General features: G+C 58.8%; 19 protein-coding genes. 14 read left to right on the forward strand and 5 right to left on the reverse strand.

Annotated features, from left to right (window positions below; genetic code table 11):
- The 3 genes from tkt to rpiB form a co-directional block, all read right to left on the reverse strand.
- A partial coding sequence (tkt, locus tag ACJ8HA_RS00005; protein ID WP_442515148.1) for a transketolase occupies positions 1 to 1,697 on the reverse strand: 1,697 nt, incomplete at its 3' end.
- A gap of 18 nt (positions 1,698 to 1,715) precedes the next feature.
- Positions 1,716 to 2,666 (reverse strand): transaldolase, encoded by a 951-nt coding sequence (tal, locus tag ACJ8HA_RS00010; RefSeq protein ID WP_016926754.1) that lies wholly within the window; start codon positions 2,664 to 2,666, stop codon positions 1,716 to 1,718.
- Between the two features lie 193 nt (positions 2,667 to 2,859).
- Positions 2,860 to 3,318, reverse strand: a complete 459-nt coding sequence (gene rpiB / locus ACJ8HA_RS00015; protein ID WP_025303812.1) for a ribose 5-phosphate isomerase B — start codon at positions 3,316 to 3,318, stop codon at positions 2,860 to 2,862.
- A 318-nt stretch (positions 3,319 to 3,636) separates the two neighbouring features.
- Here rpiB and ACJ8HA_RS00020 point away from each other — a divergent pair, with 318 nt between their 5' ends.
- The 6 genes from ACJ8HA_RS00020 to ACJ8HA_RS00045 all read left to right on the forward strand — a co-directional run bounded on the left by ACJ8HA_RS00020 (position 3,637) and on the right by ACJ8HA_RS00045 (position 9,639).
- Entirely contained in the window at positions 3,637 to 4,749 is a 1,113-nt protein-coding gene (locus ACJ8HA_RS00020) for an MDR/zinc-dependent alcohol dehydrogenase-like family protein (protein WP_049209353.1), read from the forward strand.
- Positions 4,750 to 4,815: 66 nt separating this feature from the next.
- Positions 4,816 to 6,084 carry an MFS transporter gene (locus ACJ8HA_RS00025; protein ID WP_025303810.1) on the forward strand — a complete coding sequence of 423 codons (1,269 nt, stop codon included), beginning with the start codon at positions 4,816 to 4,818 and terminating at the stop codon, positions 6,082 to 6,084.
- A 35-nt stretch (positions 6,085 to 6,119) separates the two neighbouring features.
- The gene (locus ACJ8HA_RS00030) at positions 6,120 to 6,890 is read left to right on the forward strand and encodes an SDR family oxidoreductase (protein WP_025303809.1); all 771 of its coding nucleotides are present in this window, start codon (positions 6,120 to 6,122) and stop codon (positions 6,888 to 6,890) included.
- A gap of 29 nt (positions 6,891 to 6,919) precedes the next feature.
- Positions 6,920 to 7,921, forward strand: a complete 1,002-nt coding sequence (locus ACJ8HA_RS00035; RefSeq protein ID WP_442515149.1) for a dihydroxyacetone kinase subunit DhaK — start codon at positions 6,920 to 6,922, stop codon at positions 7,919 to 7,921.
- A 3-nt stretch (positions 7,922 to 7,924) separates the two neighbouring features.
- Entirely contained in the window at positions 7,925 to 8,581 is a 657-nt protein-coding gene (gene dhaL / locus ACJ8HA_RS00040; protein WP_049205376.1) for a dihydroxyacetone kinase subunit DhaL, read from the forward strand.
- A 95-nt stretch (positions 8,582 to 8,676) separates the two neighbouring features.
- Entirely contained in the window at positions 8,677 to 9,639 is a 963-nt protein-coding gene (locus ACJ8HA_RS00045) for a sugar-binding transcriptional regulator (RefSeq protein WP_025303807.1), read from the forward strand.
- 66 nt (positions 9,640 to 9,705) lie between these two features.
- On the opposite strand, the gene ACJ8HA_RS00050 is transcribed toward ACJ8HA_RS00045, so the two are convergent.
- Complete coding sequence (locus tag ACJ8HA_RS00050) at positions 9,706 to 10,299, reverse strand: lytic polysaccharide monooxygenase (protein ID WP_004936574.1); 594 nt, start codon at positions 10,297 to 10,299, stop codon at positions 9,706 to 9,708.
- Positions 10,300 to 10,703: 404 nt separating this feature from the next.
- Between ACJ8HA_RS00050 and ACJ8HA_RS00055 the strand changes: the two genes are divergently transcribed.
- On the forward strand, positions 10,704 to 11,645 hold the full coding sequence (locus tag ACJ8HA_RS00055; RefSeq protein WP_025303805.1) for a LysR family transcriptional regulator: 942 nt from the start codon (positions 10,704 to 10,706) through the stop codon (positions 11,643 to 11,645).
- Between the two features lie 85 nt (positions 11,646 to 11,730).
- On the opposite strand, the gene ACJ8HA_RS00060 is transcribed toward ACJ8HA_RS00055, so the two are convergent.
- On the reverse strand, positions 11,731 to 13,230 hold the full coding sequence (locus tag ACJ8HA_RS00060) for a glycosyl hydrolase family 18 protein (RefSeq protein WP_049209351.1): 1,500 nt from the start codon (positions 13,228 to 13,230) through the stop codon (positions 11,731 to 11,733).
- A 293-nt stretch (positions 13,231 to 13,523) separates the two neighbouring features.
- Between ACJ8HA_RS00060 and ACJ8HA_RS00065 the strand changes: the two genes are divergently transcribed.
- The 7 genes from ACJ8HA_RS00065 to ACJ8HA_RS00095 all read left to right on the forward strand — a co-directional run bounded on the left by ACJ8HA_RS00065 (position 13,524) and on the right by ACJ8HA_RS00095 (position 17,939).
- The gene (locus ACJ8HA_RS00065; RefSeq protein ID WP_004936551.1) at positions 13,524 to 13,850 is read left to right on the forward strand and encodes a phage holin, lambda family; all 327 of its coding nucleotides are present in this window, start codon (positions 13,524 to 13,526) and stop codon (positions 13,848 to 13,850) included.
- Positions 13,840 to 14,241, forward strand: coding sequence for a M15 family metallopeptidase (locus tag ACJ8HA_RS00070; protein WP_025303803.1), 402 nt, complete (start codon positions 13,840 to 13,842; stop codon positions 14,239 to 14,241). The genes ACJ8HA_RS00065 and ACJ8HA_RS00070 overlap by 11 nt, the downstream gene beginning before the upstream one ends.
- Positions 14,238 to 14,618 carry a DUF2570 family protein gene (locus ACJ8HA_RS00075; protein ID WP_043140376.1) on the forward strand — a complete coding sequence of 127 codons (381 nt, stop codon included), beginning with the start codon at positions 14,238 to 14,240 and terminating at the stop codon, positions 14,616 to 14,618. The genes ACJ8HA_RS00070 and ACJ8HA_RS00075 overlap by 4 nt, the downstream gene beginning before the upstream one ends.
- Positions 14,599 to 14,772 carry an Rz1-like lysis system protein LysC gene (gene lysC, locus ACJ8HA_RS00080; protein ID WP_049205380.1) on the forward strand — a complete coding sequence of 58 codons (174 nt, stop codon included), beginning with the start codon at positions 14,599 to 14,601 and terminating at the stop codon, positions 14,770 to 14,772. Before ACJ8HA_RS00075 ends, lysC begins: the two co-directional genes overlap by 20 nt.
- A 215-nt stretch (positions 14,773 to 14,987) precedes the next feature.
- Positions 14,988 to 17,267 carry an NADP-dependent oxaloacetate-decarboxylating malate dehydrogenase gene (gene maeB / locus ACJ8HA_RS00085; RefSeq protein ID WP_016926766.1) on the forward strand — a complete coding sequence of 760 codons (2,280 nt, stop codon included), beginning with the start codon at positions 14,988 to 14,990 and terminating at the stop codon, positions 17,265 to 17,267.
- A 7-nt stretch (positions 17,268 to 17,274) separates the two neighbouring features.
- Positions 17,275 to 17,586: a type II toxin-antitoxin system Phd/YefM family antitoxin gene (locus ACJ8HA_RS00090; RefSeq protein WP_226905689.1), complete on the forward strand. Its 312-nt coding sequence runs from the start codon at positions 17,275 to 17,277 to the stop codon at positions 17,584 to 17,586.
- Positions 17,583 to 17,939, forward strand: a complete 357-nt coding sequence (locus tag ACJ8HA_RS00095) for a type II toxin-antitoxin system death-on-curing family toxin (RefSeq protein ID WP_025303801.1) — start codon at positions 17,583 to 17,585, stop codon at positions 17,937 to 17,939. The genes ACJ8HA_RS00090 and ACJ8HA_RS00095 overlap by 4 nt, the downstream gene beginning before the upstream one ends.
- The last annotated feature ends 7 nt before the right edge of the window (positions 17,940 to 17,946 follow it).

Here is a 17,946-nt window from a genome sequence, read left to right on the forward strand (position 1 = left end):
TCCACCGTGATGCCCACTTCGGAGCCGGTGGCAATCAGGATGACGTCCGGCGTGCCCGCGCAGTCTTTCAGCACGTAGCCGCCGCGGTACACGTTCGCCAGCTGCTCTGCGCTGCGCGGCTGCTGGGTCAGGTTCTGGCGCGAGAACACCAGGGTGGTCGGGCCGTCGTTGCGCTCGATACCGTACTGCCACGCCACCGCCGATTCCACCTGGTCACACGGGCGCCAGGTGCTCATGTTCGGGGTCACGCGCAGGCTCGCCAGCTGCTCCACCGGCTGGTGGGTCGGGCCGTCTTCGCCCAGACCGATGGAGTCGTGGGTGTAGACGAACACATTGCGCAGCTTCATCAGCGCCGCCATGCGCACCGCGTTGCGGGCGTATTCCACGAACATCAGGAAGGTCGCCGAGTACGGCAGGAAGCCGCCGTGCAGCGCGATGCCGTTGGTGATGGCGGTCATGCCGAACTCGCGCACGCCGTAATGAATGTAGTTGCCCGCCGGGTCAACGTTCAGCGCTTTCGAGCCGGACCACATGGTCAGGTTGCTCGGCGCCAGGTCGGCAGAGCCGCCCAGGAACTCCGGCAGCACCTTGCCGAACGCTTCCAGCGCGTTCTGCGACGCCTTGCGGCTGGCGATGTTGGCCGGATTGGCCTGCAGTTTTTCCACGAACGCCTTGGCGTCGGCTTTCCAGTCCGCCGGCAGCTCGCCGTTCATGCGGCGCTTGAACTCGGCAGCCAGTTCCGGGAAGGCCTTGGCGTAGGCGGCGAACTTGTCGTTCCAGGCCGCTTCTTTGGCCTGACCGGCTTCTTTGGCGTCCCACTGGGCGTAGATGTCCTGCGGGATTTCAAAGGCGGCGTATTTCCAGCCCAGCGCTTCGCGGGTGGCGGCCACTTCGGCGGCGCCCAGCGCGGCGCCGTGCACGTCATGGGTGCCGGCCTTGTTCGGCGAACCGAAGCCGATAACGGTCTTGCACATCAGCAGCGACGGCTTGTCGGTCACCTTGCGGGCTTCTTCAATCGCGGCCTTGATGGCGTCCGGGTTGTGGCCGTCGACGTTGCGCACCACGTGCCAGCCGTAGGCTTCGAAACGCAGGGCGGTGTCGTCGGTAAACCAGCCGTCGACGTGGCCGTCGATGGAGATGCCGTTGTCATCGTAGAAGGCGGTCAGCTTGCCGAGCTTGAGGGTGCCGGCCAGGGAGCAGACTTCGTGCGAGATACCTTCCATCATGCAGCCGTCGCCCATGAAGGCGTAGGTGTGGTGGTCGACGATGTCGTGGCCAGGGCGGTTGAACTGCGCCGCCAGGGTGCGTTCGGCGATGGCGAAGCCGACGGCGTTGGCGATACCCTGGCCCAGCGGACCGGTGGTGGTCTCAACGCCTGGGGTGTAGCCGTACTCCGGGTGCCCCGGGGTTTTGGAATGCAGCTGACGGAAGTTCTCCAGCTCGCGCATCGGCAGGTCGTAGCCGGTGAGGTGCAGGAGGCTGTAAATCAACATGGAGCCGTGGCCGTTGGAGAGCACGAAACGGTCGCGGTCAGCCCAGTGCGGGTTAGTCGGGTTGTGGTTGAGGTAGTCACGCCACAGGACTTCGGCGATGTCCGCCATGCCCATAGGGGCCCCCGGGTGGCCGGAATTTGCTTTTTGTACGGCGTCCATGCTGAGTGCGCGGATGGCGTTGGCAAGCTCTTTACGAGAAGACATAACGAAACTCCAGTGCGGTTACAGTTGAGCGGCCAACATGTCTTCCAGCTTCTGCTGGTCGACGGCGAACAGGCGGATGCCTTCGGCGAGTTTTTCTACCGCCATGGCGTCCTGATTGTGCAGCCAGCGGAATTCCGCTTCGGCCAGCGGAGCGGGTTGGTGGAAGCCCTCGGTCGACGGGGTCAGCTTGCGCTCGACCGGCTGTTCGCTGTTTTTCAGCTGCTCCAGCAGGTTCGGCGCGATGGTCAGGCGATCGCAGCCGGCCAGCGCCAGGATCTGCTCAACTTTGCGGAAGCTGGCGCCCATGATCACCGTCTGGTAACGATGACGCTTGTAGTATTCATAGATGGTGCGCACCGATTTCACGCCCGGATCCTGATCGGCGTCATAGTCGGCGGCAGGCTGTTTGGCCTGGTACCAGTCATAGATGCGGCCGACGAACGGCGAGATCAGATACACGCCGGCTTCGGCGCAGGCGCGGGCCTGTGCGAAGGAGAACAGCAGCGTCAGGTTGGTGTTGATGCCTTCTTTTTCCAGCTCTTCGGCGGCTTTGATGCCTTCCCAGGTGGAAGCCAGCTTGATCAGGATGCGCGATTTGTCGATGCCCTGTTCCTGATACATGCCGATCAGTTTGCGCGCTTTGGCGACGCACATGCCGCGGTCGAACGACAGGCGGGCGTCCACTTCGGTGGAGATGCGGCCCGGCACGCTTTTGAGGATCTCGACGCCGATGTTGACCGCCAGTTTATCGCTGGCGTTGATCAGCTGGGTTTCCTTGCTGCCGCCCTGGCGGCGGGCATACTCCAGCGCTTCGGTGATCAGCGCTTTGTACTGCGGCAGCGCGGCGGCTTTCAGGATCAGCGAAGGGTTGGTGGTGGCGTCCTGGGGTTCGAACTGGCGGATGGATTCGATATCGCCGCTGTCGGCGACCACCGTGGTCAGCTGCTTGAGTGCGTCTAATTGATTCATTGATAAGCTCCTTGACCAAGCTCAACGTAGGGAAATGAGAACCTTTTTCATCATAGGGGGAACACACTGCATCATCGGGTCGAGAATGAAAATGCGCTTTTTCTGATTGTTGCGATGGATAATAACAATGAATGCCGAGTAAACCCAGGCGGAGCGCGGCTTATGCACGACCGCCATCATGGCTGCAGGCGATTTAACGCCGACCGACCGCGTTTTCGTAATAGCCGATTCGCTCGACTTTCGGCGCCGAACCTCCCCCTTCAAACTCCGACTCCAGCCAGGCATCGACGATGGTTTTCGCCAGCTCGGCACCGATGACCCGCGCGCCCAGCGTGATGATCTGAGCATCATTGCTTTTGCGCGCCCGTTGGGCGGAGTAGGTATCGTGACATTGCGCCGCGCGAATGCCGGGCACTTTATTGGCCACGATGCTCATACCGATGCCGGTGCCGCACAGCAGGATGCCCCGCCGATGTTTTTCCTCCCGTATCGCCTGTGCGACGCGATAGGCGATATCGGGATAGATCCCCGTTTCTGCGGTGCGATCCGTCGTGTAGTCAATGACGGGAATGTCCCGTTGTTGCAGGTGGGCGACGATCAGATCCTTCAGTTCAATGGCGGCATCGTCGGCGCCGATGGCGATAGGCAGCATAGCGGTCTCCTGATTGGTAACGAAAAGGGCGGCGATCCTCGATGGCGCCACGTTCATTACCGTATCTCTGTTTAATCAAATGTTCAATCTATGTTCTTTTGTTTTTTCGTCGTGTTTTCTGTTTGCGCCTGTAAAAGGTGACTTTCGTCACTAAAAAAGAGGTTTTAATCGTTATTCATCCTCATGTAGACGGGTTTTTGAGCGATATCACACTTTGATAAGTTCACTGTGGGCAAATTGAACGCGTGGCGTTAGTGTTCATTTGTTCTTTGAGTGTGTTAATGATCAAAATAAGTTCCCCTACCAGAGGAGAGTGCTATGTGTCAGACCTGCATGACAGAGGCGAAAATGGCGGCCGCTATCCCCGAGATCATGAAGGCGGTTGTGGCGTACGCCCCGAAAGATTACCGCCTGGAACAGGTGCCGGTACCGAAGATTGGCCCGAAAGAGATCCTGGTGAAGATCGAGGCCTGCGGCATCTGCGCCGGCGATGTTAAAGCGTTCGAAGGGGCGCCCAGCTTCTGGGGCGATGAAAAACAACCGGCATACATCAAGGCGCCGATGATCCCCGGCCATGAATTTATCGGCCACGTGGTGGGATACGGCGAAGGCGTCGAGGGCTTCAATCTCGGCGATCGCGTGATATCAGAACAAATCGTTCCCTGCTGGCAATGCCGCTTCTGCAACCGCGGTCAGTATTGGATGTGCGAAAAGCATGACCTGTACGGTTTCCAGAAAAACGTCAATGGCGGCATGGCCGAGTACATGAAGTTCACCAAAGAGGCGATTAACTATCACGTGCCGGCCGACTTGCCGATCGAAAAAGCCATTCTGATCGAACCCTATGCTTGCTCCTTCCATGCGGTGCAACGCGCCAATATCAAACTGGGCGATGTCGTGGTGCTGGCTGGCGCCGGCACCCTGGGGCTGGGCATGATCGGGGCGATCAAAAAGTCCGGGCCCTCGAAGCTGGTGGTGCTGGATCTGTCCGACGAGCGTCTGGCGCTGGCGAAGCGCTTCGGCGCGGATGTGACGCTGAACCCGACCCGTGACGACGTGCCCGCGGCGGTTAAAGCGATGACCGACGGCTACGGCTGCGACATCTACATCGAGGCGACCGGCGCCCAAAAGTCCGTGGAACAGGGCCTGACGCTGATCCGCAAACTCGGCACCTTCGTCGAATTTTCCGTGTTCAAGGATCCGGTGACCGTCGACTGGAGCATCATCAGCGACCGCAAGGAGCTGGACGTGCTCGGTTCGCACCTCGGCCCTTACTGCTACCCGCTGGTGATCGAAGGCATCGCCAATGGCGATCTGCCGACCGAAGGCGTGGTGACGCATACGCTGCCGCTGGAACAGTTCGCCGAGGGCTTCGAGCTGATGAAGCGCGGCATCGGTTCAATCAAAGTGGTGCTTAATCCAAACCTCTGAAACCTGCATCGTTCTTCGGGTGCGGGCGAGCCTGCGCCTCCATAATCACATGTGCTGGGGTGTTCTATGTTGCATGGACTGATTCATCGCATTGGTCTGTCACCGAAACTGCTGCTGGGCTATGCCGGCGTGTTGGTGTTCATGATGGGCGAAGGGCTAGAACAAGGATGGCTGTCGCCTTATTTGATTGGCAAAGGGCTGAGCATTCAGGAATCGGCGCTGCTGTTCAGCGTTTATGGCTTTGCGGCCGCGATCGCCGCCTGGTTTTCCGGCGTGCTGGCGGAAATCTTTACCGCCCGGCGGGTGATGTTGGCCGGCCTGCTGCTGTTCTTGTTCGGTTCGGTGTGCTTTTTGACGTTCGGCCTGCCGAGCAACAACCTGGCGATCATGGTGCCGACCTATGCGCTGCGTGGCTTGGGCTATCCGCTATTTGCCTACGGTTTTCTGGTGTGGGTGGCGTATGAGGCGCCGCCGGAAAGGCTGGGGTCGGCGGTGGGGATTTTCTGGTTCGTCTACAGCGGCGGGCTCAGCGTGCTGGGCGTGCTGTATTCCAGCATCATGCTGCCTTATCTCGGCGAGATCCACACGCTGTGGAGCGCGCTGATTTTCGTCGTGCTGGGCGCGGTGATTGCGCTGATGCTCAATCGCGACGACGGCGCGGCACAGAGCGGCAACCGGGAAAAAGCGTCGCTGGGTTACGTCTTAAAAGGCATCACCATCGCGTTTGAAAACCCGAAGATCGGCCTGGGCGGCATCGTACGCACCATTAATACCTCTGCGGCTTACGGCTTCGTCGTATTCATGCCCATGTACATGATGGATATGGGATTCACCCGCACGCATTGGCTGCAGATGTACGCCGCGCTGTGGACGGTCAACATCATTTTCAACCTGATTTTCGGCGTGATCAGCGACGGTCTCGGCTGGCGCAATGTGGTGATGTGGTTCGGCTGCGTCGGCTGCGCCTTGACCACGCTGATGTTCTACTACGTGCCGCAATTCTTTGGCGCCAACTACCTGCTGACCGTTTGTGCCGCCGGTTTGTTCGGCGCCTGCCTGGCGGCGTTCGTGCCGCTGTCGGCCATCATGCCGTCGCTGGCGCCGGACAATAAGGGCGCGGCGATGTCGATTCTCAATCTGGGCGCTGGCCTGAGCACCTTTGTCGGCCCGGCGGTGGTGGGGCTGTTTATCGGCAGTCTCGGCACCGTTGGCGTGATCTGGATCTTTACCGGCTTGTACCTGTTCAGCGGCGTGCTGATGAAATTTGTCACGCTGCCGAAGGAAAGCGCGACGGCGTCGGAAGAACGCGGCGCGAGTTTGGCGAAAATATCCTGACCGAGGGTGAAGTTCACAGTTTTAAGGGGAAATATATGATTAATCATCAAACTACGGCGCCGCGCGAGCTCTCGCTGCAGGGCAAGGTGGCGCTGATTACCGGCGGCGCTGCGGGGATCGGCCTCGCTATCGCCGAACGCTATCTGCAAAACGGCGCGTGCGTGGCGCTGCTCGATCGGGCGCCACAGGTTGCGGAAGTGGCGCGACAGCTGGACGCCGAGGCGGCGTTGGGCGTCGTGGCCGACGTCACCGATGCCGCGTCGGTGGAGCGGGCGGTGGCGCAGATTGAGGCGCATTTCGGGCGGCTGGACGTGCTGGTCAACAGCGCCGGCATCGTCGCGCTGCATCCTGCTGAGGAACTGCCGGAAACGGCGTGGGATGCAACCCTGGCGGTCAATCTGAAAGGCGTGTTTCTTACCTGCCAGGCGGTAGGGCGCCGTTTCATTAGTCAGCGCGGCGGCAGCATCATCAATCTCGCCTCGCAGGCGGGGGTGGTGGCATTGCCGAATCACCTGGCCTATTGCGCCAGCAAAGCGGGCGTGATCGGGTTGACTCAGGTGCTGGCGCTGGAGTGGGGGCCGCACAACGTGCGGGTCAACGCCATTTCACCCACCGTCGTTTTGACGGAGCTGGGCCGTAAGGCCTGGTCTGGCGAGGTGGCTGAGCAGATGAAGCAGAAAATCCCGCTGCGGCGCTTTGCTGAGCCGCAAGATATCGCCGCCAGCGCCCTGTTTTTGGCCGGCGACGCGGCGGCGATGATCACCGGCGCCAACCTGGTGGTCGACGGCGGTTACACCATTCAATAATTTCTTATTCAGGCGACAGAGAGGCCGCGATGAACAGAATCATTAACGATCCCGATCACGTAGTGGAAGACGCCATTCAGGGCTATAGGCTGGCCCACCCAGACTATTACGCCGCCACCGACAATGCGCGGGTGTTGAAATATCCGCCGGCGCCGATCGCCGGCAAAGTCGGCATCGTCACCGGCGGCGGTTCCGGCCATGAGCCGGCGTTCCTGGGCTATGTCGGCAAAAACATGCTGGATGCCGTCGCGATTGGCGAGATTTTTTCATCCCCTACGGCGGGGGCTTTTCTCGACGCTTTCAAGGCGGCGGACAGCGGTGCGGGCGTCGCTTGCCTGTACGGCAACTACGCCGGCGACAACATGAACGTCAAGATGGCGATCAAGAAGGCCACGGCGGCCGGCATACGGGTGAAAACCGTGGTGGCCAACGATGACGTCGCCTCGGCGCCGGCCAGTGAGATCGATAAACGGCGCGGCGTGGCCGGCGAAATTCTGATGTGGAAGGTCGGCGCGGCGGCGGCGGCCAAGGGATACGATCTGGACGGCGTGATCGGCGCGGCGCAAAAAGCCATCGACCGGTGTCGTTCGATCGGCGTCGGCCTCAGTTCCTGCACCATTCCCGCGGTCGGCAAACCCAATTTTCATATCGAAGACGGCAAGATGGAGATCGGCATTGGCCATCACGGCGAACCGGGCATTGAGGTGTCGCCGATCCAGTCGGCGTCGGCGATGGCCGGCACCATGCTCGATTTCGTGCTCAACGACATGCCGCTGGAACAGGGGCAGGAGGTGGCGTTGCTGATCTCCGGGCTTGGCGCCACGCCGGTGATGGAGCTGTATATCTATTATGCCGAAATAGAGCGCCGATTGACGGCGAAAGGCGTGCGGGTGCATCGGCGCTACGTCGGCAATTACTTCACGTCGCTGGAAATGATGGGCGTGACGCTGACGCTGATGACGCTGGATGACGAACTGAAAACGCTGCTGGACATGCCGGCGCAATCTTTAGGCTTAACCCAGGTGGATTGAATCATGACGGAACAAATTTCAACCCGGTACGGCAGTGAGATCGTTACGGGGCTGATAGACACCATTGTCAGCAACCGCGAATACCTGAGCGAAATAGACGGCGCCATCGGCGACGGTGACCACGGCATTAACATGTCGAAGGGATTCGCGATGTGCGGCGATGCCATTCGCGGCCGCACGCTCACGCTGGCGCAGGCGTTCGATGCGGTTTCCGATGCGCTGATGGAGGGCATCGGCGGTTCGATGGGGCCGTTGTACGGCAGCCTGTTCATGGGCATGGCGGAGAGCGTGCGCGAGCGCAGCGTGCTGGATAAGCAGGCATTTTTGGCGATGTTGCACGGCGGATTGCGCGAACTGCAGGACATCAGCAGCGCGGGCGTGGGGGACAAGTGTCTGATGGATACGCTGATACCGGCGGTAGCGGCGTTTGAGCAGGCGGCGGGGTGCGGTGACGACTTCGCCGCTGCGCTGGAACAGATGAGGAGCGCCGCGGCGCGCGGGCGCGATTCCACGCGCGAGCTGGTGGCGAAAATCGGCCGCGCCAGCCGTCTGGGCGAGCGTTCGCGCGGCGTATTGGATGCCGGCGCGGTATCTTGCTGTCTGCTCTTGACCCGATTGGCGGACGAGGTGGAGCAACGACTGAATACCGTTGCCGCCTGATCGCGTTATACTAGCGGGCATTCAGCATTGTCGGAGGGGCGTGTATCGTCCCTCCGCCATGATTAACCGGCCTGCCGTGGGGAAACGTCTAACGGATGGAAAAACAAACTGTGTCCCAGGATAACGAACTGCTGACCGAAATCGCCGTTGCTTATTATCAGGATGAGATCACGCAGGAAGAGATCGCCAAAAAATTCGGCATTTCACGGATCAAAGTCGGTCGTTTGCTCAAGCGCGCCAAGGAAGAAGGCATCGTCGAGATCAACGTGCGTTATCACCCGGTATTCAGCACCCGGCTGGAACAGCAGATGATGGAACGTTTTCCCATCAGCCGCGCGCTGATCGCGCTCGACCATCAGGACGAAGAGGAACAGCGTCGGCAAGTGGCGGCGCTGGTGTCCAACTATCTGGCGATGTCGCTGAAAGACGATATGGTGTTGGCGGTTGGCCAGGGACGCAACGTGGCGGCGATTGCCGATCACGTCGGCAACGTGACGGAGCGCAACTGCAAGTTCATCTGCGGCATCGGCGGTACTCACCGTCCGGGCGATGCGATCAATGCCGACCATATCAGCCGGCGCTTGGCGAAGAAGTTCGGCGGCAGCAGCGAGACGCTTTACGCGCCGGCCTACGTCGAAAATCGCGCGCTGAAAGACGCCTTCATGCAGAACGGCACGATTAAGGAAACCCTGGATCGCGCGCGTAAGGCCGATGTGGCGTTAGTCGGCATTGGCGACATGAATGAAAACAGCTATATGGTGAAATTGGGATGGTTCACGCCGCACGAGATTATCGACGCCAGCCTTAATCAGGGCGTGATCGGCGACATCGCCGGCTATGACTTTTTCAATGCCCAGGGGCAGCATGTCGACACGGTAATGAATGACAGAGTGATCGGGCTAAGCATCGATGAGCTGCGCAAAATCCCTTGCGTGATCGCCATTGCTTCCGAGAATACCAAGGCGTTGGCGATTTTGGGCGCTTTGCGTACCGGTGCCATCGACATTATCGCCACCAGCGCGCTCAATGTGCGCACTATCCTCAACATGTCGCAATAGCGGCACCTGCAAAAATAAAGGGTTCAGCGCCAGGCTGAACCCTCAACGATCTCCTCATTTGACCGATTATTTGCTCAGGTTGACGTCGATCGCCTGATAGAAGGCGTTGGCGGTGTCGGCTATGTCCCACACGGCAAGGATCACGTGCGAACCGCTGCGATCTGCCGGTATGTTGCACTGGTGGGTGACCTGCGCGGCAGGGATGGCACCGCCGTCGTTGAACTGGCAGAACGGTGTCAGGTCAAAGGAAGCGCGGGTCAGCGGCTGCGAAGCGTCCCAGTTCGGCTTGGTGATGAAATAGCGCCAACTGGTGGTGCTGTGACGCGCGGTCAGCTTCCAGGTAAAGGAGTTCGGGCCGGTTTTCAGGTTGAGCTTGTTCCAGCGCGTCGGCGTTTGCTGATCCAGTTCGAAGAAGGTGGACTTGTCGGCGCTGGCGATGTGGCCGTCAGCCGGACCGGCCTGCGGGAAGCCTTTCAGGCCTTCGACGCTCTGCGGTTCGTACTGCACGCTGCCGCACTGCGTGTTGAGCTGCAGTTTGCACTGGTAGGCGCGGCTGGCCGGCGACTCGACATAACCGTGAGCATTCGCCTGTTGCGAAACGCCGAACATGGCCGCGCTCAGCAGGCCCAGAGAGAGCAGGGTACGGGAAGTTTTGTTCATAAGTCACTCCTGACTGAAATAATGTTGTAAGTTGAGCGTATTTCACCGACAAAATGAGAGAGTAATAACGCAATTGGAAATAACCCTTCTTGTCGGCTTGTTTTATTTTTATCATTCTGGTCATGCGATAGAGCGGAATGTTTTAACGGCTATTAACGAAAATTATTATGATGACGATCTTTGATCGTTAGGCTGAATTTATTTAACTGTCGCTGTGTAAAAGTAGGGCGCTATGATGAATTTTATATCAGGTCGTGATGAATAGTATTTAAGATAGCGCTCTCATTTATGAAGTATATTGCTTGTTGCTATGAGTACCCTTGTTCGATTTGATCGATTTTTGTGCGCCACCACCTTGGGAATTTAGTGTCATTTTTCTTATTTTATTTTAAAGAGGAATTTGTATGACTAGATTATCCCTGGACGCGATTAAAATAATCAGCACCATCAAGAGCACCGGATCTTTCTCTATGGCGGCGGAGGCACTGCATAAAACGCCTTCGGCGATTTCTTATCGGGTTTCCAATATTGAAAGCAAACTCTGCGTGAAACTTTTTCATCGCAATGGCCCCATGATTACCCTGACGGATGAAGGGGAGTTTCTCCTGCAGGAGGGCAGCTGGATATTAAATGCGGTGCAGGATCTGGAAAGCCGGGTGCGCAACATCCCCAAGCTGGACAATAATATCCGCTTGGCGGTAGACACCTTCTTCCCGTTGGAAACCCTGACGCAGGATATCCGCGACTATATTCAGCATTGCCCGAACGCCAGTATCTCGGTGCAGCGGGAAGCGTTGAACGGTACCTGGGATGCGCTGAAGAACAACCGGGCGGATCTGATCATCGCCATCGGCCAAATTCCCGACAGTGTACAGGCCAAAACCCTGATGCTCGGCAAGCTCAACTTTGTGCTATGCGTGTCGCCTTCGCACCCGTTCGCGGCGCAGAGAAAACCGGTGTGTAAGAAACAGCGGTTGAACGACATCGTGGTGGTGATCGCCGACAGCAGCCACGAGCTGCCCAAGCGCAATCACGGCACGCTGCCCTTGCAGCGTCAGTTGGTGGTATGCGACGTGGAAAGCAACCTGGCGCTGCTCAAACGCGGCATCGGCCACGCTTTTCTGCCGCCTGCTTTGATCGAAAAGGAATTGGCTAGCGGCGAACTGGTGACGGTGCCGGTGGAAATGCAAAAGGGCGACGAAATGATTTGGCTGGCGTGGCACCCGGCCAGCAAGGGCGCCGGGTTTAACTGGTGGCATGAGCGGCTGACGCGCAAAAGCGATGTCTACAGCCTGATGGGCCGCGAAGTGGTACGGGATGGCGGCTATCCGTGGTGCCACAACTGATGGAATAGAGACGAAGGGACGCGAAAATCAAACGGTTAACTCAATGAAAACCCCGCAGCATTCGGCTACGGGGTTTTTTTACGGCTTACGCCACGCGGCCCACCTTCAGCCAGGCGCTGTCTGAGCCGGGCGCCGAGGTGATGTAACCCCACTTGGTCTGCCAGACGTAACCCTGATAGGACACCAGTGCCCCCTGCGCGTAAGTGGTGCCCGGCACGTAGGCCGGCGCGGTCATGATCGGCAGGTTACCGGGGCCGACGCCGGTGTAGCGCAGCCCGGTGCCCATATCTAGCTGGCTGTCGTCGTAGTCCGCGGCGTTGAAATAGCGATCCAGTGCGGCCAGCAGATCGCCGTTGCGGTTGTCTTGCCCCAGATGCCAGAACATCACGCCGCCCAGCTGCTGCTGCTTGATGTATTTCGCTTTGTATTTGAAGCTCTCGGCATCGTCATAGGTGACGAACAGCCCTTTCTGCGCATGATACAGGTAAGGGGTTTTGGTCTTGTCGTTCCACAGCCGCTGATAGCCGTAGTTGCCCAGCAGCATCTGCTCCAGCTGGCGATAGGAAGCGATACGCGGATCCTTGTCGCGTACGCACTCTTCGCAACCCACCAGCCAGTAATCGGTATTCGGATACGGATCTTCACCCGGCGTGCTGTGGCTGCTGTACTGGCCGCCGTTGCTGCCGCTGACGCCCTTGAAGGCGCGGCCGTAGAAGGGGACGCCCATCACGATTTTGGCGCTCGGCACGCCTTCCATCATCAGGTGTTGCTGCACCGCAGCGTCGACCGTCAGGCTGAACGGGCTGGGGAAGGCGCGGGTCAGCTCTTCCCAGCTCCAGCCCAGATTGGCTTCGCGCAGCGCGTTGTAGAAGGTCGGCCCGGCCGCGTCGCCGAACAGCGCCGCCTGGTGGTTGGTTACCTTCTCCCAAGGGCCGGCCAGATCGTAGGTCATCAGGTTAATGTAATCGAGCGGCGCGACGATCTGCGCCAGCTTGCTGTAATAGCGTGACAGGAAGAAAGCGCCGCCGGCGCCGGCGATGGTCAATTGATACGGCAGCGCCTGGCGGCCGTCGGTGACGGTTTGCTGGTTCAGCAGGGTGCGGATCTCCTGCAGCGCGGCGATGAAACCGTCTACTTCCGCCGCCTGCGGATACTCCCAGTCGATGTCCACGCCGTCGAAGCCGTAATCCTTCATGATGCGCACGCAGGATTGGGCAAACTTGGTGCGCGACGCCGGGGTCTTCACCGCGTTGACGTAGTTGGTGTGCGACACACCCAAATCGTTGGAATAGTACCAGCCGCCGATGGAGAACATGATGCGCAGGCTGGGGTTGTGCGCTTTGAGCGCGGTCAGACGATTGACCACATCGCGCGCCTTGGCGTCGTTGGTGGCCGGATCCCAGGCGCATTCCAGATTGCTGTTGATATCCAGGAACGAGAAGTTGATGTGCGTCAGCTGTTTGGCTTTGGCCGGCGTGATGTTGGAAACCGGGAACGGCACGACAGACGTATCGGTCTCGGTGTAATTATTGATTTGGTTGGTCGGAATAAAATAATACCCAATAACCGCTTTACGTGTGGACATGGCATTTCTCCAGAGTGGATGTTTTTATGATGGGGAAATATTTCCCGTTGCCATTAATGTTTATTTTTAGTGAAAACAAAAGTCGAAATAAATCACAATGACAATGAATTTTTATTCACTGCTGCACAAATTGGCGCTGATGAGTTGTGCCAGCGCTCAGCATGAATGAATTCGACCATAGGGGCTGTATTTATTCATTTGCTTTGTAATAGCATCCTTAATTAGATTCTGAATATCCGATGTCCCACCGGCCGTGATTGGCATTTAATTAAAAATAAAAAAGGAGATGAGCTATGTCCAGCATAGAGCCTGACGCTGTTGGCTTAATAGTCCAGCGAGTATGTGAATATCTTCAGCCGGTATTGAACGCCATTCTGGCCGGCGTGATGGCGCTATTGCACGGTGCCTATCGCAACGTGGGTATTCGGCGCCGTTTATTGAATGCGGCGATGTGCGCGTTATTGGCCTGGACGGTGCGCGATGCGCTGGCGTTGATGGGCCTGGAATTAAAGTGGGCGAATTTGGCCAGCGTACTGATTGGTTTTATGGGGGCGGATTACATCAACGCCTTAATTAAAAAATTCATCGGCAAAAAGACGGGGTTTAAAAATGTTAAATGACATCGAAGAGATTCGCTTTACTGCCCGCAGCGAAGAAAACCTGCGCGGCGTGCACCCGGATCTGGTGCGCGTTATTCGTCTGGCGCTGCGTTATTCCCTGGTGCCGTTTTCCGTCAGCGAGGGGCTGCGCAGTATGGCGCGCCAGCGGGAAATGGTGCGCGCCGGCAGCAGCCAAACGCTGCGCAGCCGCCATCTGACCGGTCACGCGGTGGATGTGGTGGCGATGCCGGCGGGTGTGGTCTCCTGGGAGTGGGATTACTACGCGCAGATTGCGGTGGCGGTGCGGCGCGCGGCGCGTGAATGCGGCATCATCGTCGAATGGGGCGGCGAATGGAAAACCCTCAAGGATGGTCCGCACTTCCAGCTGACGTTCCGGGACTACCCGGCATGAGCGGTTGGCTGCAAAAACTGATGCAGGGCGGGTTGCTGCTGCTGTTGCTGGCGGCTATCTGCCTCGGCGGCTACAGCTCGCTGCTGTCGCACCAGTTGGCGTCTGTGCGCCAGCAGGCGGAGGAACTGCAAAAAAGCCTGGCGCAGCAGGCGGGGCTGATCGCCACCCTGCAGACTCAGGATGCGCAAAACCGTGCGCTGATGGCGGCGCAGCAGCGGCAGGAACAGCAGCTACGCCAACAACACGAGGCTTATCAGAGGAAATACCGTGAAGCGATTAAAAACGATCCCTGCGCCGCTCAGCCTCTGCCTGGCGCTGTGTTTGAGCTCCTGCGCCCGGCCGCCGGCGCCGCAGGCCGTGCCGCTGTTGCCCCCTGAATCGGTATTCGCTCCCTGTGAGCAGCCGCAGTTGCAGGGGAAGACCTGGGGCGATGCGGTAAGCTATGCCCTGGCGTTACAAACCTCGTTACACATTTGCGCCGGCCAGGTGGATACGCTCAACGCCTGGCGCGCCATGCTGCCGCCGCGCTGACGGCGGCGTTTCTTTGCTCGTCCCGCAGACCTTCTTTTTTTTACTTTTAAAACGGAATTTCGACCAAGGTTATGGCGCGCTTCAAAGTTTGTGATGTTTCTCTCACTATACTTCAAGGCTGTGCCCTGTCATTGTACTTGGGCGCCATGGCCCACGGCAGGGCGCAGCCTCAAAGCCTTACCTCAACATAAAAGCAAAAAACAAAGGAATCCATAATGGACGAACAGCTCAAACAGAGTGCCCTTGATTTCCATCAGTTTCCTGTCCCAGGGAAGATCCAGGTTTCCCCTACCAAACCGTTGGCGACCCAGCGCGATCTGGCGCTGGCCTATTCGCCGGGCGTCGCCGCGCCTTGCCTCGAGATCGCCGAAGATCCGCTGGCGGCCTACAAATACACCGCGCGCGGCAACCTGGTGGCGGTGATTTCCAACGGCACGGCGGTACTGGGTCTGGGCAATATCGGCGCGTTGGCCGGTAAGCCGGTGATGGAAGGCAAGGGCGTTTTGTTCAAGAAGTTTTCCGGTATCGACGTATTTGATATCGAAGTGGATGAGCATAACCCTGACAAATTAATCGACATTATTGCCGCGCTGGAACCGACCTTCGGCGGTATCAACCTGGAAGACATCAAGGCGCCGGAGTGTTTCTACATCGAACAGAAACTGCGTGAGCGCATGAAGATCCCGGTGTTCCACGACGACCAGCACGGCACGGCGATCATCACCACTGCGGCGGTGCTCAACGGCCTGCGCGTGGTGAAGAAGAACATCTCCGACGTACGGCTGGTGGTGTCCGGCGCCGGTGCGGCCTCTATCGCCTGTCTGAACCTGCTGGTGGCGCTGGGGCTGCGTCAACAGAACATCACCGTCTGCGATTCCAAAGGCGTCATCTATAAAGGCCGCGACGCCAACATGGAGCAGACCAAAGCCGCCTATGCCATCGAGGATAACGGCCAGCGCACGCTGGGCGACGCCATCCCGAACGCCGACATCTTCCTCGGCTGCTCCGGCCCGGGCGTCCTGACGCAGGATATGGTGAAAACCATGGCGCGCGATCCGCTGATCATGGCGCTGGCCAACCCGGAACCGGAAATTCTGCCGCCGCTGGCCAAAGCGGTGCGCCCGGACGCCATCATCTGTACCGGCCGTTCCGACTACCCGAACCAGGTGAACAACGTCCTGTGCTTCCCGTTCATTTTCCGCGGCGCGCTGGACGTGGGCGCCACCACTATCAACGAAGAGATGAAACTGGCCTGCGTGCATGCCATCGCCGATCTGGCGCTGGCGGAGCAGAGCGACGTGGTGGCTTCCGCCTATGATGACCAGGATCTCTCCTTCGGCCCGGAATACATCATTCCGAAACCGTTCGATCCGCGCCTGATCGTCAAGATCGCGCCGGCGGTGGCCAAGGCGGCGATGGATTCCGGCGTGGCGACGCGCCCGATCGAAGACTTCGACGCCTACGTCGAGAAGCTGGCGGAGTTCGTCTACAAAACCAACCTGTTCATGAAGCCGATCTTCTCGCAGGCGCGCAAAGAGGTGAAGCGGGTGGTGCTGGCGGAAGGCGAGGAAGAGCGCGTGCTGCACGCCACGCAAGAGCTGGTGTCGCAGGGGCTGGCTTTCCCGATCCTGGTCGGCCGCCCGAGCGTGATCGAGATGCGCCTGAAAAAGCTGGGTCTGCAGCTGACGCCGGGTAAAGATTTCGAAGTGGTGAACAACGAGTCGGACCCGCGCTTCAACGAATACTGGGGAGAGTACTACCAGATCATGAAACGCCGCGGCGTTTCGCAGGAACAGGCGCGCCGCGCGGTGATCGGCAACCCGACGCTGATCGCCGCCATCATGCTGCACCGCGGCGAAGCGGATGCGATGATCTGCGGCACCATCGGCAGCTACCACGAGCATTACGACGTGGTGAAGAACGTGTTCGGCTTCCGTGAAGGCGCGCACGTCGCCGGCGCGATGAACGCGCTGCTGCTGCCGAGCGGCAACACTTTCATCGCCGACACCTACGTCAACGACGATCCAACGCCGGAACAGCTGGCGGAGATCACCCTGATGGCGGCGGAAACCGTGCGCCGCTTCGGCATCGAACCTAAGGTGGCGCTGCTGTCTCACTCCAGCTTCGGTTCGTCTGATTGCCCGGCGGCGCGCAAGATGCGTAAAACGTTGGAGCTGGTGAATGAGCTGGCGCCGGAGCTGGAGATCGACGGCGAAATGCACGGCGACGCCGCGCTGGTGGAAAGCATCCGTCACGATTTGATGCCGGACAGCCCGCTGAAAGGCTCAGCCAACCTGCTGATCATGCCGAACATGGAAGCGGCGCGCATCAGCTACAACCTGCTGCGCGTCTCCTGCTCGGAAGGGGTGACCGTCGGACCGGTGCTGATGGGGGTCGCCAAGCCGGTGCACATCCTGACGCCGATCGCCTCGGTGCGCCGCATCGTCAACATGGTGGCGCTGGCGGTAGTGGAAGCCCAGACCGAACCACTGTAAGCCCGGGTTGAGTGACTGGCCCCCTGCGCTGTTGGCGCCGGGGGCTTTTTTATTTCCAGTGGACGTGGTACAAATAATCGTCAAATATGTACATGTACAGGTAAAGAAAATGACTACGATTAGCTACACGGCGGCGAGAAACAATTTGGCCGAGGTGCTTTTGGAAGCGCAAAAACAGCCGGTGGAAGTGACGCGCCGCGGACACGATGAGGTTTACATCATCAGTAAGGCCGACTATGAGGTTTTGGTCAAAGCCAAAGTGAAAGCGCGCATTCAGGCTAAACACGCGGATACGATTAAGGCGCTGGCGAATAGATGATCTTTTTGACCGCAGAGGATATTGCGGAGTTCAATGCTGAAATTGTGCCTCACGGCCGCCAGGAAGGCAGCAAAGTTGAGGCTGTAGCCAACCGCGTGCTCAATGCTTACCACTACGAGAACGTCACAGACGTTTACCGCTTGGCCGCGCTCTATCTCATCGCCATCAGCCACGGTCACATTTTTCTTGATGGCAACAAACGTACGGCCTTCCAAAGCATGGCGCTATTTCTCGGTATTAATGGCATTGCACTGCGGGAAGACGCAGAACTGGTCGAAATTACGGTTGAAGCAGCTCAAGGCCGCCTCAACGTTGAACAAGCCGCTGAACACTTACGCCGGCTAACCGAATAACCCCCCT

The sequence above is a fragment of the Serratia sp. CY33802 genome (assembly GCF_052169095.1).
Classification (GTDB): Bacteria; Pseudomonadota; Gammaproteobacteria; order Enterobacterales; family Enterobacteriaceae; genus Serratia; species Serratia bockelmannii.

What these genes read in the sequence shown, in the direction of transcription:
- tal (WP_016926754.1), bottom strand. Translation starts at nt 2,666, where the DNA reads ATGAATCAATTAGACGCACTCAAGCAGCTGACCACGGTGGTCGCCGAC.
- rpiB (WP_025303812.1), bottom strand. Translation starts at nt 3,318, where the DNA reads ATGCTGCCTATCGCCATCGGCGCCGACGATGCCGCCATTGAACTGAAG.
- ACJ8HA_RS00020 (WP_049209353.1), top strand. Translation starts at nt 3,637, where the DNA reads ATGTGTCAGACCTGCATGACAGAGGCGAAAATGGCGGCCGCTATCCCC.
- ACJ8HA_RS00025 (WP_025303810.1), top strand. Translation starts at nt 4,816, where the DNA reads ATGTTGCATGGACTGATTCATCGCATTGGTCTGTCACCGAAACTGCTG.
- ACJ8HA_RS00030 (WP_025303809.1), top strand. Translation starts at nt 6,120, where the DNA reads ATGATTAATCATCAAACTACGGCGCCGCGCGAGCTCTCGCTGCAGGGC.
- ACJ8HA_RS00035 (WP_442515149.1), top strand. Translation starts at nt 6,920, where the DNA reads ATGAACAGAATCATTAACGATCCCGATCACGTAGTGGAAGACGCCATT.
- dhaL (WP_049205376.1), top strand. Translation starts at nt 7,925, where the DNA reads ATGACGGAACAAATTTCAACCCGGTACGGCAGTGAGATCGTTACGGGG.
- ACJ8HA_RS00045 (WP_025303807.1), top strand. Translation starts at nt 8,677, where the DNA reads ATGGAAAAACAAACTGTGTCCCAGGATAACGAACTGCTGACCGAAATC.
- ACJ8HA_RS00050 (WP_004936574.1), bottom strand. Translation starts at nt 10,299, where the DNA reads ATGAACAAAACTTCCCGTACCCTGCTCTCTCTGGGCCTGCTGAGCGCG.
- ACJ8HA_RS00055 (WP_025303805.1), top strand. Translation starts at nt 10,704, where the DNA reads ATGACTAGATTATCCCTGGACGCGATTAAAATAATCAGCACCATCAAG.
- ACJ8HA_RS00060 (WP_049209351.1), bottom strand. Translation starts at nt 13,230, where the DNA reads ATGTCCACACGTAAAGCGGTTATTGGGTATTATTTTATTCCGACCAAC.
- ACJ8HA_RS00065 (WP_004936551.1), top strand. Translation starts at nt 13,524, where the DNA reads ATGTCCAGCATAGAGCCTGACGCTGTTGGCTTAATAGTCCAGCGAGTA.
- ACJ8HA_RS00070 (WP_025303803.1), top strand. Translation starts at nt 13,840, where the DNA reads ATGTTAAATGACATCGAAGAGATTCGCTTTACTGCCCGCAGCGAAGAA.
- ACJ8HA_RS00075 (WP_043140376.1), top strand. Translation starts at nt 14,238, where the DNA reads ATGAGCGGTTGGCTGCAAAAACTGATGCAGGGCGGGTTGCTGCTGCTG.
- maeB (WP_016926766.1), top strand. Translation starts at nt 14,988, where the DNA reads ATGGACGAACAGCTCAAACAGAGTGCCCTTGATTTCCATCAGTTTCCT.
- ACJ8HA_RS00095 (WP_025303801.1), top strand. Translation starts at nt 17,583, where the DNA reads ATGATCTTTTTGACCGCAGAGGATATTGCGGAGTTCAATGCTGAAATT.